At 69.5% G+C, this 14,594-nt stretch carries 16 protein-coding genes (1 of these 16 running past the window's edge); 6 read left to right on the forward strand and 10 right to left on the reverse strand.

Features of this window, described 5'->3' with window-relative positions; translation table 11 throughout:
- The 7 genes from CWC60_RS04180 to CWC60_RS04210 all read right to left on the reverse strand — a co-directional run.
- Nucleotides 1-808: the beginning of an ATP-dependent helicase gene (locus CWC60_RS04180; RefSeq protein WP_109792750.1), read on the reverse strand. Its footprint begins 1,502 nt before the window's first position; the window shows 808 of its 2,310 coding nt (coding positions 1-808); it begins with the start codon at nt 806-808; the stop codon falls past the left edge of the window.
- 62 nt (nt 809-870) lie between these two features.
- Nucleotides 871-2,670: an adenylate/guanylate cyclase domain-containing protein gene (locus tag CWC60_RS04185; RefSeq protein WP_241147894.1), complete on the reverse strand. Its 1,800-nt coding sequence runs from the start codon at nt 2,668-2,670 to the stop codon at nt 871-873.
- 77 nt (nt 2,671-2,747) lie between these two features.
- Complete coding sequence (gene era, locus CWC60_RS04190; RefSeq protein WP_109792752.1) at nt 2,748-3,674, reverse strand: GTPase Era; 927 nt, start codon at nt 3,672-3,674, stop codon at nt 2,748-2,750.
- Nucleotides 3,664-4,365: a ribonuclease III gene (gene rnc, locus CWC60_RS24045; protein WP_241147892.1), complete on the reverse strand. Its 702-nt coding sequence runs from the start codon at nt 4,363-4,365 to the stop codon at nt 3,664-3,666. The genes era and rnc overlap by 11 nt, the downstream gene beginning before the upstream one ends.
- Nucleotides 4,358-5,107, reverse strand: a complete 750-nt coding sequence (gene lepB / locus CWC60_RS04200) for a signal peptidase I (RefSeq protein ID WP_109792754.1) — start codon at nt 5,105-5,107, stop codon at nt 4,358-4,360. The genes rnc and lepB overlap by 8 nt, the downstream gene beginning before the upstream one ends.
- An 88-nt stretch (nt 5,108-5,195) precedes the next feature.
- Complete coding sequence (gene acpS, locus CWC60_RS04205) at nt 5,196-5,609, reverse strand: holo-ACP synthase (protein WP_109792755.1); 414 nt, start codon at nt 5,607-5,609, stop codon at nt 5,196-5,198.
- Between the two features lie 7 nt (nt 5,610-5,616).
- Complete coding sequence (locus CWC60_RS04210; protein ID WP_109792796.1) at nt 5,617-6,372, reverse strand: pyridoxine 5'-phosphate synthase; 756 nt, start codon at nt 6,370-6,372, stop codon at nt 5,617-5,619.
- Between the two features lie 158 nt (nt 6,373-6,530).
- Between CWC60_RS04210 and CWC60_RS04215 the strand changes: the two genes are divergently transcribed.
- From CWC60_RS04215 to CWC60_RS04230, 4 genes are all read left to right on the forward strand, one after another.
- Entirely contained in the window at nt 6,531-7,760 is a 1,230-nt protein-coding gene (locus tag CWC60_RS04215) for an MFS transporter (protein WP_164516357.1), read from the forward strand.
- Nucleotides 7,761-7,773: 13 nt separating this feature from the next.
- The gene (locus CWC60_RS04220) at nt 7,774-8,544 is read left to right on the forward strand and encodes a DUF1194 domain-containing protein (RefSeq protein WP_109792757.1); all 771 of its coding nucleotides are present in this window, start codon (nt 7,774-7,776) and stop codon (nt 8,542-8,544) included.
- Nucleotides 8,541-9,680, forward strand: a complete 1,140-nt coding sequence (locus CWC60_RS04225) for an acyl-CoA dehydrogenase family protein (protein WP_109792758.1) — start codon at nt 8,541-8,543, stop codon at nt 9,678-9,680. The genes CWC60_RS04220 and CWC60_RS04225 overlap by 4 nt, the downstream gene beginning before the upstream one ends.
- A gap of 122 nt (nt 9,681-9,802) precedes the next feature.
- Nucleotides 9,803-10,858, forward strand: coding sequence for an enoyl-CoA hydratase/isomerase family protein (locus CWC60_RS04230; RefSeq protein WP_109792797.1), 1,056 nt, complete (start codon nt 9,803-9,805; stop codon nt 10,856-10,858).
- Between the two features lie 31 nt (nt 10,859-10,889).
- Here CWC60_RS04230 and CWC60_RS04235 read toward each other — a convergent pair whose 3' ends face one another.
- Nucleotides 10,890-11,330 (reverse strand): hypothetical protein, encoded by a 441-nt coding sequence (locus tag CWC60_RS04235; RefSeq protein WP_109792759.1) that lies wholly within the window; start codon nt 11,328-11,330, stop codon nt 10,890-10,892.
- A 105-nt stretch (nt 11,331-11,435) separates the two neighbouring features.
- Nucleotides 11,436-11,852, reverse strand: coding sequence for a hypothetical protein (locus CWC60_RS04240; RefSeq protein ID WP_109796311.1), 417 nt, complete (start codon nt 11,850-11,852; stop codon nt 11,436-11,438).
- A 201-nt stretch (nt 11,853-12,053) separates the two neighbouring features.
- On the opposite strand from CWC60_RS04240, the gene CWC60_RS04245 reads away from it, so the two are divergent.
- On the forward strand, nt 12,054-12,668 hold the full coding sequence (locus CWC60_RS04245; protein ID WP_109792761.1) for a pyridoxamine 5'-phosphate oxidase family protein: 615 nt from the start codon (nt 12,054-12,056) through the stop codon (nt 12,666-12,668).
- A gap of 86 nt (nt 12,669-12,754) precedes the next feature.
- A complete protein-coding gene (locus CWC60_RS04250) occupies nt 12,755-13,567 on the forward strand; it encodes a DUF169 domain-containing protein (protein WP_109792762.1) in 813 nt (270 codons plus the stop codon).
- A 21-nt stretch (nt 13,568-13,588) separates the two neighbouring features.
- Here CWC60_RS04250 and CWC60_RS04255 read toward each other — a convergent pair whose 3' ends face one another.
- Nucleotides 13,589-14,509: a TIGR03619 family F420-dependent LLM class oxidoreductase gene (locus tag CWC60_RS04255; RefSeq protein ID WP_109792763.1), complete on the reverse strand. Its 921-nt coding sequence runs from the start codon at nt 14,507-14,509 to the stop codon at nt 13,589-13,591.
- Nucleotides 14,510-14,594 lie beyond the last annotated feature (85 nt).

Below are 14,594 nucleotides of genomic sequence, written 5' to 3' on the forward strand. Positions count from 1 at the left end.
TCGACTGATCGTCGTCGCCGACGCAGCAGATGTTCCGCGCGCCCTGGGCCAGCAGCCGGAGCCAGAGATACTGGGCGACATTGGTATCCTGGTATTCGTCGACCAGGATGTAGCGGAAGCGGCGGTGATAGTCGGCCAGCACGTCCGGATGGTTGAGGAAGAGCTCGGTCGTCAGCAGCAGCAGGTCGCCGAAATCGCAGGCGTTCAGCGTCTGCAGACGATCCTGGTAGAGCTTGTAGAGGGCCTTCGCCTTGCCGTCGGCGAAGCCCGAATCGCCTTCCTGCACCTTTGCGGGCGTCAGCCCCTTGTTCTTCCAGCCGTCGATGACCGAGGCGAAGGCCCTGGGCGGCCAGCGCTTGACGTCGATGTTCTCGGCCTCCAGCAACTGCTTGATCAGGCGCTGCTGGTCGTCGTCGTCGAGAATGGTGAAACCGGAGGTGCGGCCCACCAGTTCGGCGTGGCGGCGCAGGATGCGGACGCCGATGGCGTGGAATGTGCCCAGCCAGACGCCTTCGACGGCCTGGCCGATGAGCTGGCCGACGCGGTCGTGCATCTCGCGGGCGGCCTTGTTGGTGAAGGTCACCGCCAGCACTTCCCAGGGCCGGGCCTTGCCGAGATTGAGCAGGTGCGCCAGCCGCGTGGTGAGCACGCGCGTCTTGCCGGTGCCGGCGCCCGCCAGCACCAGAACGGGACCGTCCAGGGCCTCCACCGCCTGGCGCTGGGGCGGATTCAGCGTTTCCAGATAGGGGAAGCGCGCCTCGCCGCGTCCGGCCGGCTCCGCGGCGCCGAGATCGAAAGGGTCATCCATGGCCCCTGTATAACAGCCCCAGCCGGACGATTCGAACGCTCACGCCCTCAAAAGGGGCGAATTCAGGATGCGGAGGCGCGCCAGAAGGCGATCGCCTCGTCGATGCCCCGCAGTTCGGCGCATTCGTGCGTCGGCGAGAGCGCATCGGCCAGCGCCCGGACGGTGGGGTCCGCCCGCACCGCCTCGGAAAAGACGATGTCGCCGCCCCGCGACTGGTCCTGCAGGCGAGCGGCCAGGTTCACGGTCTGACCGAAATAGTCGAGCCGGCGGTTGAGCGTCACCGCCAGACAGGCCCCGGTGTGGATGCCGATCTTGACCACCAGCGCCGATTGCTCGCGGAGGTTGAAGGCGTCCATGCCGCGCTGGATGGCGACGGCGCAGGCCAGGGCGTCGCGCGGCTCGGCGAAGGCGGCGAGCACGGCGTCGCCCATGGTCTTCACCACCGCGCCGTCATGGCGGCGGACATGATCGGCGAGATAGACGAAATGGCTGCGCACGGCGGCGTAGGCGGGTGCGTCGCCGGCGCTGCGGTAGAGCCGGGTGGAGCCCTTCAGGTCCGTGAACATCAGCGCCACCTGGCTGATGCCGGCCCCGTCGCCGGGACGCAGTGTGTCGGCGGCGCAGAGGTCGCGGAAGGCGTGCAGCGCGGTTGCGCGTTCCGCCGTCAGCGCATCGATGGCCCAGTCGCGGCGTTCGATCACGGCGTAGCGGGGCGTGCTGTCGTCGTTGCGGAAGGCGATGCGTCCCGGCGGCGCCGGCGCGCCCAGCGTCACCGCATCCTCGGCCAGCGCCACGGTGGGCAGCGCCCCGCCATCGTGCTCGAACTCGGCATAGGGGCCGCCGCGCAGTTCCCGGGCGCGGTAGGGACCCGGCGGCAGTTCGCCCGGCCAGTCCCGCGCCGCGCGGGGATCCAGGCGCACCTGCGCCATGACGTGCGGCGTCGTCATTGGTCCGCCCAGGCAGTATTCGCCGTCATAGACCGGCCGCAGCGCCGGAGCGGGCGTGAAGGTCAGCTCCACATTGCGCGCGAAATCGCGTTCGTAGTCGACATTGCAGGCCGCGCAATGGGCGCGTTCGGGCAGCCTGTCGAGCCCGTCGGCGGCGAGCTTGGCGCCGCGGCAGCGCGGACAGAGGAGGTCCCAGCGCTGCTGCAGCAGGCCCTCGCGCACCGCCTGCAACATGGTTTCGACCATCGCCCGCGGTTCGGCGCCGAGCAGGGGGGCGAGCGCCAGCGGGCGGATACGCACCAGATCGACCTCCTGCGCCGCCAGCACCCAGTCCACCAGCGTCTGCCCCAGGCCGTGACCGTAGGGGCTCGCCTCCAGCCGCCGGACCATGGCGTCGATCCGCATCCGTTCCGCCGCCGACGGCGCGTGCCCCGGCACCCGGTAGGGCACCCTTGCGACCCCCTCGGCCCATTCGGCGACCTGCCCGCAGAGACTGCGGAAATCGTTCTCGGCGCGGGCGAAGAAGCCCCAGTTGAGGATCACCCAGCCGAAGCCGGTGCGCGGCGTCGCGCCCACCTCGTAGTGACAGAGACAGCCGGGACCGTCTTCGCGCGGCTCGAAGGTGACCATGGCGCCGATGGTGGCGAATGGGCCCTTCGAGAACACACGCCAGTGCCAGAACCACTGGCCCATCACCCATTCGACGGGGAACTCCTCCCAGGCCAGCTCGACGCCCTTGACCGCGCCCTCGGCGAACAGCCGGATCGAGCCGTCGGGCTGCGCCTCCTCGCGGATGCGGTGCTTCGGGAACCCGGCCGCCTCGTTGAAACGCGCGGTGTCGGCGAGCGCCGGCCAGACCGTCTCGACGGGGTGATCGAAGGCGTGGGTGAACCTGCGGCGGTAGGTGCGAGGCATGTCGGTCAACATACGGGCCGTCGCCGCAACGGTTCACCGCATTTCTGCGTGATGACCGTCGGGTCCCGCCGCTGCTGTCAGCCTCGGGGGAAGTCCAGCCCCATCTCCCGGTAGCGGGCAGGGTCGTCGAGCCATTTCTCGCGCACCTTGACGAAGGTGAAAAGATGCACCGGCCGCCCCAGCAGTTCCGAAAGCTCCTCGCGCGCCATCCTGCCGATCTGGCGGATGGTCTGGCCGCCGTGACCCAGGACGATGGCGCGGTGGCCCTCGCGGGCGACGTAGATCACCTGGTCGATGCGCACCGAGCCGTCGGGGCGTTCCGTCCAGTTCTCGGTCTCGACGGTCAGCGCATAGGGCAGTTCCTGATGCAGGCGCAGGAACAGCTTCTCGCGGGTGATCTCGGAGGCGAGCAGCCGCTCCGGCATCTCCGAGACCTGGTCCTCCGGATAGAGCCACGGCCCCGGCGGCATGGCCCGGGCGAGGGCCTCGCGGAGATCGGCGACCCCGTCGCCGGTCAGCGCCGAGACCATGAAGACCTCATCGACGAAACCCGTCCGGCCGAGTTCCGCCGTCATGGCCAGCAGGCTGTCCTTGCGCACCAGGTCGATCTTGTTCAACACCACCCAGATCCGGCGGCCCAGCTTGTCGAGACCCGCCAGTATCTCGCGCACATTGCTGTTGAGGCCCCGCTCGGCGTCGATCAGCAGGACGGTCAGATCGGCGTCGGCGACGCCGCCCCAGGCAGCATCCACCATCGCCTTCTCCAGCCGCCGCTTCGGCCGGAAGATGCCTGGCGTGTCGACGAAGGCGATCTGCACCGCGCCCTCCAGGGCGATGCCGACGACCCGGGCGCGCGTCGTCTGCACCTTCGGGCTGACGATCGAGACCTTGGTTCCGACCAGCTGGTTCAGCAATGTCGACTTGCCCGCATTGGGCGCGCCGGCCAGGGCGACGAAGCCGGCCCGGCTCTCCTGCTCTCCGCCGCCTTCCGTCTCAGCCGTCACGGCCGTTCTCCACCTTGCCGAGCAATGTTTCCGCCGCCCGCCGTTCCGCCACCTTCTTCGACGACCCGGTGGCTTCGGCCTCGCCGCGCGCGAACCGCGCCCTGACCGTGAACTCGGGCGCATGATCGGGGCCGCGGGCGGCTACAAGCTCGTATTCCGGCGGCTCGATGCCGTGGGCGTGGGCCCATTCCTGCAATGCCGTCTTGGAATCCTTCGGCGCCTTCTCCAGCCCCGCGATGCGCGCGCGCCAGCGCTCGCCGATGAACCGTTCCGCGGCCGGCAGGCCGCCGTCCAGATAGAGCGCGCCGATCACCGCTTCGCAGATGTCGGCGAGGATGGCCGGCTTCTCCAGCCCGCCGGTCTCGCGCTCGCCGGGCGACATGCGGATGTGTCCGGCGAGGCCCGTCTCCAGCGCGACTTCCGCCAGCGTCTCCTTGCGCACCATCTCGTTGTAGCGCCGCGCCATGTGGCCGGCATTGGCGTCCGGGTATTCGCGGAAGATGGCCATGGCGATGACCAGGCCCAGCACGCGGTCGCCCAGGAATTCGAGGCGCTCGTAGTCGCCGCGCTCGGCGCGGCCGCGCTGCAGCGCCGAAGGGTGCGTCAGGGCTTCCTGCAGCCGCCCGCGATCGGCAAAGGCGTGACCCAGGGCCCGCTCGAGTTCTGCCATCGCCTGCGGAGGTCTATTCAATCACGTCGCCCAGTCTCGAGTACCGGATGTTGGTGACCAGGTTCCAGATCTGCCACCAGCGGAAGTCCGTGTCGATGGAGAAGAATAGCACATCGGCGCGGCCGACGAGATTCTCCGCCGGCACGAATCCCACGCCGCTGTTGCGCACGGAGACCCGGCTGTCGGTGGAGTTGTCGCGGTTGTCGCCCATCATGAAGTAATGCCCCTTGGGCACCGTATAGACGGCGGTGTTGTCCAGGGGCCGGCGGGCACTCTCGTCAAGAGTGAGATAGCTGCGGCCGTTGGGAAGGATCTCGCGGTATTGCGGAATGAAGCGCAGCCGGCCCGTGCCGTCGATGTACTCGAAGTCCTCCACACGCTCGCGCTCCACCGCCTGATCGTTGATGTACAGCACGCTGTCGCGCATCTGTATGCGGTCGCCGGGCATGCCGATGACCCGCTTGATGAAGTCGGTCTCGTTGTCCAGCGGCGTCTTGAACACGGCGACGTCGCCCCGCTCCGGCGCGCTCTGCAGGACGCGGCCGCCGAAAAGGTCAGGGCTGAAGGGAAGACTGTGGCGGCTGTAGCCGTAGGAGAACTTGGAGACGAACAGGAAGTCGCCCACCAGCAGCGTGGGCACCATGGACCGCGACGGAATGTTGAAGGGCTCGAAGGCGAAGGTGCGAAATACCATCGCGATCGCCACGGCATAGATGACGGTCTTGATGGTCTCTTTGAAGCCACCCTTGGATCTGGAAGCCATTAGAACGCCTTGTCTTGCCGGGGGATTGCGTCGTTCGGACGACGCCTGGCGGAGCGACGCCGTGTTGAAGCTGAAAGGCGGCCGTTAGTCAATTGCGATCCGCCGCCGCCGGCCGCGCCTCCAGCACCACATAGGCCAGTGCATAGGGCGCCTCGTCGCTGATGGACAGATGCGCGAAACCTGCCGCGCCGGCGGGACAGAGCCCCGCCAGGGTCGCCGCCGCCTGGCCGCTGAGGATCAGGTCGGGCTTACCGTTGGGACGGGAGATGACCTCGATCTCCTTCAGGCCGGCGAACTCGCCGATGCCCGTGCCGAGCGCCTTGGCCGCGGCCTCCTTGGCGGCATAGCGGCGGGCGAAGCGGGCCGCGGTGTCCGCGCGGCCGCCGCAGGCCGCCTGCTCGCCGCCGGTGAAGCAGCGGTCGAGAAAGCGCTGTCCGAAACGCTCGATGGAGCGCTCGATCCGGCGGATGTCGCACAGATCGGCGCCGATACCGACGATCATGGGCTGCTCATGCGCTGGCGCTGCCCGTGGCGGCGGCGCGCGCCTTGTCCATCAGGCTGCGCATGCGGGTAATGGCGGAGTTGAGGCCGGAGAAGATCGCCTCGCCGACCAGAAAGTGGCCGATGTTGAGCTCGACGACCTGGGGGACCGCGGCCACCGGCGAGACGGTGTCGAAGGTCAGGCCGTGACCGGCATGGACCTCGAGCCCCAGATCGGCGGCGTATTCGGCGGCATGGATGATACGCGCCAGCTCGCCCTCCCGGTCCGCGTCCCCGGCGTCGCAATAGGCCCCGGTGTGCAGTTCGACAACCGGCGCGCCCAGCGCCTTGGCGACGTGGAGCTGTACCGGCTCCGGATCGATGAACAGCGACACGCGGATGCCGGCGTCGACCAGGCTGCGCACGACCGGCGCCAGGTGCCGGTGGTGCGCGGCGACGTCCAGGCCGCCTTCGGTGGTGACCTCCTCGCGCTTCTCCGGCACCAGGCAGGCGGCGTGCGGTTTGTGGCGGAGCGCGATGCCCAGCATCTCCTCGGTCGCCGCCATCTCCAGATTCAGCGGCAGGTCGATCTGGGCGCTGAGACGCTCGATGTCGTCGTCGGAGATGTGCCGGCGGTCCTCGCGCAGATGCGCCGTGATGCCGTCAGCCCCGGCCTCGGCCGCCTGCCGCGCGGCGCGCACGGGATCGGGATGGCCGCCGCCGCGGGCGTTTCGGATAGTGGCGACGTGGTCGATGTTGACGCCGAGACGCAGCCTGCCGGTCATGTTCCAAGCCTCCTGATCCAGCCTGACCGCCGAACCATACATATTTTCGCCGCGGAAGGGGATGGTTGCATTTCCCCCTCCCGGCCGCGATTCCGGTTGCCTTTCACGCGCGCCGCGGCCAAGGCTGCCGCCGGATGCAACCGGGCGGGAGACAGCGCGTGGCGGAGCCTGCGGCGGATACGGAGAAGGCGGCGACGACGCGCTGGGCGGTCGTGCTGACCGCGGTGGGCGCGGGCGTGCTGATTGGCGCGCAGGTCGGCAAGGCGCCGCCGATGATCGCCCAGATCCGCGCCGACCTTGGCCTCGACCTGGTGGCCGCCGGCTTCTTCATGTCGCTGATCAACGGCGTTGCCGTCGCGACCGGCATTCTGGCCGGCGTCTTCGCCGACAATGCCGGCCGCCGCCGCGCGGTGCTGCTGGCGCTGGCGGTTCTGCTGGCGGGCAACGTGCTGGGCGCCACTGCCGCCGGCGCGCCGCAAATCTTCGCCTCCCGGCTCTGCGAGGCATTCAGTTTCGTGGTTATCGTGGTCGCGGCCCCCGGCCTGATCCTGGAGGCGACGGCGCCCCGCGACGTGCGCATGGCCCTGTCGGTCTGGAGCACCTACATGCCGGCCGGCTTCGCCGCGATGATGGCCGCCGCGCCGTTCATCGCCGCGCCGGAGCACTGGCGCACGGTCTGGTGGTTCAATGCGGGTCTGACCGTGGTCTATGCCGCGGTCTTCCTGACCATGACCCGCGGGCTGGGACGGCGGCCGACGGGCGCGGGCCGGCTGCGCGGCCTGGCCGAGGTGGTCCGCCGGCCGGGGCCCTGGCTGATGGGTGTCGCGTTCATGCTCTATACGGTGCAGTGGTTCGGCGTGCTGACCTGGCTGCCGACCATCCTGCAGGGCGTGGGCCTGACCGCCGCGGCGGCGGGCGGCGGCGTTGCCGTGGTGGTGGCCGCCAACATCGCCGGCAATCTCGCCGCCGGCGTGCTGCTCAGCCGCGGCGCGGCGCGCTGGACGATCATCGCCGCCTGCAGCCTGGCGCTGGGCCTGCTCACCCTGGGGATCTACGACAGCGGCCTCGACCCGGCGGTCCGGCTGATCCTGGCGGGCCTGTTCTCCGCCATCGGCGGCGCCATACCCGGCGCGGTGCTCGCCGGCGCGGCGACGCACAGCCCCTCCCCCGCCCAGGTCGGCATCACCAACGGCGTCATCGTCCAGTGCACCAATCTCGGTTCCCTGCTGGGACCGCCAGCGGTTGCGTGGATGGCGGCCATGGCCGGCGGCGACTTCACCGCCGCGCGCTGGCTGACGCTCGCTGCCGGGGTCGCGGGCGTCGCCGTGGCGCTCGCGCTGCGCGGCGTGGAGCGGCGACTGGGAGAGGCCCCGGCCGCCGCGCCGTGATAGAGTGCGGCGCATGATCCGCCCGGCCCTGATCGCGATCGCTGTTCTTCTTTCCGGATGGGCCGCGGCCCGCGCCGAAACCGTCGATGTGGCGATCGTGCTGGCGGTCGACGCATCCTCTTCGGTCAGCCATGGCGAGTTCGGTCTGCAGATGGACGGTATCGCCCAGGCCCTGCGCGACGGGGAAGTGGCGCGGGCGATCGCCGGGGGCCCCAGCGGCCGCGTGGCCTTCACCCTGGTGCAATGGTCGGGCCCCGGCCAGGTCCGCCAGGCGCTGGACTGGCGCGCGGTGGACTCACCGGAGGGGATCGAGACGCTGGCCCGCGACGTGGAACTGACGCCGCGCTATTTCTCCGCCGGCGGCACCGCCATCGGTCAGGCCCTGCTCTATGCGGCCAGCCAGTTCGAGAACCTGCCTTGGCCCGCGGGCCGGCGGGTGATCGACATCTCGGGCGACGGACGCAACACCGACGCGCCCGCCGTCCAGGGCGCGCGCGAGGACGTCATCGCCGGCGGCATCGTCATCAACGGGCTGCCGATCCTGAGCCAGGAGCCCGGTATCGAGCGCTACTACCGCGAGGAGGTGATCGGCGGCTATGGCGCCTTCGTGGAGGTGGCGGCCGACTACGACGCCTTCGCCGCCGCGATGCGCCGCAAGCTGCTGCGCGAGATCCGCACCGACCCGTTGATCTCCCGGCGCCCGCCCGCGCGCGTTGACCGCCCCGGCGGGCTCGACTATTTCGTGGCGGCAGGGGAGAGTCGGCATTCGGGGAGGATGAGATGACGCAGGCGCTGACCGAGGATCAGCTCGCCTTTCAGGATGCCGCGCGCAGCTTCGCGGACGCCGAGATGGCGCCCCATGCCGCGAAATGGGACGCGGAGAAGATCTTTCCCGAGGACACGCTGCGCCAGGCGGCGGCGCTCGGCTTCGCCGGCATCTATGTCGGCGAGGCGCATGGCGGCTCGGCGCTGACCCGCCTGGACGCCGCCATCATCTTCGAGGAACTGGCCGCCGGCTGCACATCGACCGCCGCCTATATCTCGATCCACAACATGGCCGCCTGGATGATCGACCGCTTCGGCGGCGATGCGGTGCGGGAGAAATTCCTGCCGAAGCTCTGCACCATGGAGCACTTCGCCAGCTACTGCCTGACGGAGCCGGGCGCGGGCTCCGACGCCGCCAGCCTCAAGACGAAGGCGGTGCGCGAGGGCGACGAGTACGTCATCAACGGCGCCAAGGCATTCATCTCCGGCGGCGGCCGCGCCGACGTCTACGTCACCATGGTCCGCACCGGCGAAGAGGGCGCGGGCGGGGTCACCTGCCTTGCCATTCCGAAGGACGCGCCCGGCATCAGCTTCGGGGCGCAGGAGCGCAAGATGGGCTGGAATTCCCAGCCGACGGCGATGGTGCTGTTCGACGACTGCCGCGTGCCGGTCGAGAACCGGGTCGGCGACGAGGGTCAGGGATTCCGCATCGCCATGGCGGGCCTGGACGGCGGGCGGATCAACATCGGCGCCTGCTCGCTCGGCGCGGCACGCGCCTGCCTGGAACGGACGGTCGACTACGTGAAGGACCGCAAGCAGTTCGGCCGCGCCATCGCCGATTTCCAGAATACGCAGTTCCGGCTGGCCGACATGGCGACCGAGCTGGAAGCTGCGCGCTACATGATCCGCGGCGCCGCCGCGAAGCTGGACGCCGACGCGCCCGACAAGACCCAGGCCTGCGCCATGGCCAAGCGCTTCGCCACCGACGCGGGCTTCGACATCTGCAATCAGGCCCTGCAGCTGCACGGCGGCTACGGATACCTGATGGACCATCCGATCGAGCGCTATCTGCGCGACTGCCGCGTCCACCAGATCCTGGAAGGCACCAACGAGATCATGCGCGTGGTGATCAGCCGGAAACTGCTCGCGGACTGACGGCCGCAGCCTCCGGACGTCACCCCCGCCTTGTACGGGGGTCCGGAAACGGCGTCGCCGGCGGCACTTCATCAAACCGGATGCCCGCGCGGGGGGCGGGCATGACAACCAGGGGCGAACACATGACCGATACGGATGACGAGATCGTCTTCGGGCGCAAGGGCGCGCTGGGCACCATCCTGCTGAACCGGCCGAAGGCGCTGAACGCCCTGACCCACGAAATGGTCGTGGCGATGCATCCGCAGATCCGGGGCTGGGCGAAGGACGACGGCGTGAAGGCGGTGCTGATCCAGGGCGCCGGCGAGAAGGCCTTCTGCGCCGGCGGCGATATCCGCAAGCTCTACGACGAAGGCCGCGCCGGCGGACAATATCCGTACGACTTCTACCACGACGAATACCGCCTCAACGCCGACATCCACTACTACCCCAAGCCGTGGATCAGCTTTCTGAACGGCATCGTCATGGGCGGCGGCTGCGGCGTGTCGATTCCCGGCAGCCACCGTATCGCCACCGAGAACATCATGTTCGCCATGCCGGAAACCGGGATCGGCCTGTTCCCCGACGTCGGCGGCTCCTTCTTCCTGTCGCGCTGCCCGGGCCGCGTCGGCGAGTATCTGGCGCTGACCGGCGCGCGGCTGAAGGCCGCCGACTGCCTCTACGCCGGCGTCGCAGACCACTACGTGCCGGCGGCGAAGCTGGAGGCGCTGGCCACGGCGCTGGAAGGCACCGACGGCAGCCACGAGCACGTCGGCGCCACCATCGCCGGCTTCGTCGAGGACGCGGGCGCCGCGCCGCTGGCCGAGGTCCGCGACGTGATCGACCGCTGCTTCGCCGGCGCGACTGTGGAGGAGATCGTCGCCGCGCTGGAGTCGGAAGGCGGCGAATGGGCGGCGAAGCAGGCGAAGACCATCCGCACCAAGTCGCCCACCTCCAGCAAGGTGGCGCTGCGCCAGGTGCGCGAGGGCGCCCGCCGCGACTTCCGCGACTGCATGGTCATGGAATGGCGCATGGTGAACCGCATCATCGCGGGCCACGACTTCTACGAGGGCACGCGTGCCACGGTGGTCGACAAGGACCAGTCGCCGAAATGGGATCCGCCGACGCTGGAGGGCGTAACCGATGCGGATGTGGACGCCTATTTCGCACCGCTGGAGAAGGGCGATCTGACCTTCGACTGAAGAACGGCAGGGCCGGATTCCCGGCCGCCGTCTACCCGGCTGTGTTCGTGGCCGATCTGACCTTCGCCAGCACCTCTTCGCACTGCGCCGAGGTCTCTGCGATCCAGGCCCCCGCGGTGCCGTCCGCGCGCCGCGCCGCCAGTTCCTCCGCCAGGCGCTCGCGGCGCCAGGGCACGCCGTCCCAGCCTTCCTCGCGCGTCTGCAGCCGCGCCAGTTCCGCCGCGGTCGCCAGCAGCCTGGCCTGGCCGGCGTTCAGCTCGGCGCGATCCCCGGACCCGGCCTCCGCGGCCATGAGCCCGTGGAAGGCCGCGCAACGCTCCAGTTCGTGCACCGGGGCGACGATCTCCGGTTTCGGCTTGCCGAGAACCGTGTGACCCAGCGTCGAGCGCAGCCGGCCATCAGGCCCGGTCGAGCAGGCCGTGAGCGCCAGCGCCAGGGCCGGCAACATCCAGGACAGGCGTCGCATGATCATTCTCGTCTCCGGTCAGCGGTCGGAAATGCTGCATCCGAATCTGGGACGTGCGCGCCCCGGGCGCAATCGGAACCGCCCGTCCGTCTGCGTCGAAGGGCGGCCCGTTCAGTCCGCCGCGGCCCGTATCGCCACATCGCATGCGTCGATGCGGCCGGAAACCCACTGGCGGGCCTCTCCGGCCGGCGTGTCCGGCGCGAGGGCCTGTTCCAGCTCCGCCGAGAGCCGCGTGTAGTGCCGCTCGAGCGCCGGCGGTTCGGTATGGTCGGTCTTCAGCCGCTCCACATCGGCCGTGGTGGCCAGCAATTCCGACTGGTTCCGGTACATCAGGCCGAGCTGGCGCGACTCCTCGGTATCGCCGCCCAGCCGCGTCGCGTTCTCGGACATCACGCGGAAGAAGGCCGCGCAGCGTTCCAGATCCGCCCGGGAGCCCGGCGCCGCCTCGACGTTCGCTGCCGCGCCGCCGTGAATAGCCAGGCCCGCCGCGAACGCCAGCGGAATGGCCAACTGTTTGTAGCGTCTCATTTTTCGCTCTCCCGTGTTGTTGTTCTCGTTCGTTCGGGGTCCATAGATTGATCTGGGTGTTGCGCCGGCGGCGGCAATCGCAGTGGCCAGCTTGTCCCCGAAAGGTCACGCTCGCCGCGATGTGACCGGCCGAGGCTCCGGCTTCCGCTCCACCGCCCTAGATCATGCCTCCGACGGTCAAGCAGGAAGAGGACGGGCCCCATGAAGATGGCCTCCACGGACATCGCCTTCTCGCCTTCGGTCAAGGCGGCGCAGGCGGCGCGCGGATCGCGCGCAACCTACCGGCGCGTCGAGGACAAGGGCGGCTGGCGCGCCGAGATCGACGACGACCTCGCCGCCTTCATCGCCGCCCGCGACAGCTTCTATCTCGGCACGGTCAGCGCCGACGGTCAGCCCTATATCCAGCACCGCGGCGCCCCGCCGGGTTTCCTCAAGGTGCTGGGACCGGCGACGCTCGCCATCGCCGATTTCGCCGGCAACCTCCAGTACATCACGCTGGGCAATCTGGCGGACAACCCGAAGGCCTTCATCTTCCTGATGGACTACGCCAACCGCCGCCGGGTGAAGCTCTGGGGCAAGGCGCGGATCGTCGAGGGCGATGCGGAACTGGAGGCGCGGCTGGCCGACCCGGCCTACAAGGCGAAAGTCGAACGGGCGCTGGTCTTCGAGGTCAGGGCCTGGGACGTCAACTGCCCGCAGCACATCACGCCGCGCCATGACGAGGCGATGCTGCAGATGGTGAACGGTAAGCTCCTGGAGCGTCTCGCCGCGCTGGAGGCGGAGAACGCCGAGCTGAAGGCGCGGCTGGAAGACTAGGAGCGGCCGCTTTCGCCGGACTCGCGCCACCGTCGCCGAGGGCCTATGCTTTCCACACAAGCCGTTTGTCATTGGGGAGGACGATCATGGCCGACACCGCACCTGCCAAGGCCTGGGAAGACATCACCGAGCCCGAAAGCTATGACTGGAACGCCATTCTGGACGGGCTGAACACCTATCTGCGCCTGCGCACCACGCCGATCGGCATGAAGCTGTTCGAGACCGTCGAGGAGATGGAGGCGATCAAGCGCATCCGCCGCCCGGGCTCGATCCACACCACCGACCAGATCGTCGGCCAGGCGTCCCGTCTTGGCTGGACCGTCGGCATCACCGTCGAGGACCTGGTCGGCGCCCAGTGCGGCGCGGTCATCGGCCTGCATCCGCAGGACGATGAATGGCTGGGCGGCGAGCGCATGAAGGGCGTCTGGTACGAGACCGAAACCGACACCGCGGCCCACCAGGCGGCGATGGAAGTAGTGCCCTATGGCCGCTACAAGGCGATGGCCGTCTCGCCGCTGGCCGCCGGCCGGCTCGACCCGCCGGACATCGCGCTGATCTACGCCACGCCGGCGCAGATGATCCTGTTCATCAACGGCCTGCAATGGGCCGGCTACCGCAAGCTGGAATGGGGCTGCGTCGGCGAGAGTTCCTGCGCCGACAGCTGGGGCCGGGCGCTCAAGACCCGCGAGCCGAGCCTGTCCATCCCCTGCTTCGCGGAGCGGCGCTATGGCGGGGTGATGGAGGATGAACTGCTGATGGCCATCCCGCCGAAATTCCTGCCCAAGGTGATCGAGGGACTGGGCCACCTGTCGGCCAACGGCCTGCGCTATCCGATTCCGCCCTACGGCATCCAGTCGGACGCCCGCGCCGGCCTCGGCGCCTCCTACAGCGACAAGTAACCGCCGCGCCGCCGCCGGGCTTCAGCCACAGGCCCGGCGGATCGCGCCGTGCAGTTTCTCCAGTTCGTCGGCCATGGCGTCGACGCTGCGCGCCCCGGCCTGGAAGATCGCCGTGGCGTTCAGCGCCACCGCGCCGAAGCCCATGTCTTTCAGTTCGGCGGCGCGGGCAGCGACCCGTTCGTGGTCGGCATAGAACGCCTTGCCGGCGTCATCGCCTTCTCTGGGCGGCGGCGCGATCATGGACTGGAAGCCGAGCTTCGCCGGGTCGCGGCCCGCCTTCACCGCCGCTTCCCGGATCCGGTCCATGGCGCTTGCGGCATAGGCGGCGTCCGTCACCCGGCTGGCCAGCCAGCCGTCGCCGACCCGGCCCACTCGGCGGAAGGCGGGGCCGGAATTGCCGCCGACCCACAGCGGCACGCCCGGCGCCTGCGGCGGCTTCGGCTCCATCGCCATCGCATTGACGGTGAAATGCCTGCCGCGGTGGTCGATGCGCTCATCGCGCCAGCAGGCGCGCACCAGGTCGATCGCCTCGTCCATCCGCTCGCCGCGGTCGGCATAGTCGAAGCCCAGCGCCTCGTACTCCGAAGGCTGCCAGCCGACGCCGACGCCGAGCCGCATGCGACCGCCCGACAGCGTGTCGATGGTGCTGATCTGCTTGGCGACCAGAACCGCATCGCGCTGCGGCAGCACGAGGACCTCGGTGCCCAGGCCGACCCGCTCGGTCAGCGCCGCCAGATGCGCCGCCAGGGTCAGCGCCTCCAGGATCGGCATCTTCGCCGGATAGGGCGACGGTTCGCGGCCCTCGACAGGATAGCCCATGACGACATGGTCGAAGATGTCGATGCGGTCATAGCCGATGCGCTCGATGGCCCTGGCCATGCGGGCGACGCCTTCGGGGCCCTCGCGGTAGGCGATGGACGGGAATTCGACGGTCAGTTCCATGCTTCACTCCTCCCTCATTGCCGTCATTGTTTCACGGCCCCGCCTTGCATGTCCGCCCCTTTTTGGCGGATACAGGCATGACATC

Source organism: Minwuia thermotolerans (genome assembly GCF_002924445.1).
GTDB classification, from domain to species: domain Bacteria; phylum Pseudomonadota; class Alphaproteobacteria; order Minwuiales; family Minwuiaceae; genus Minwuia; species Minwuia thermotolerans.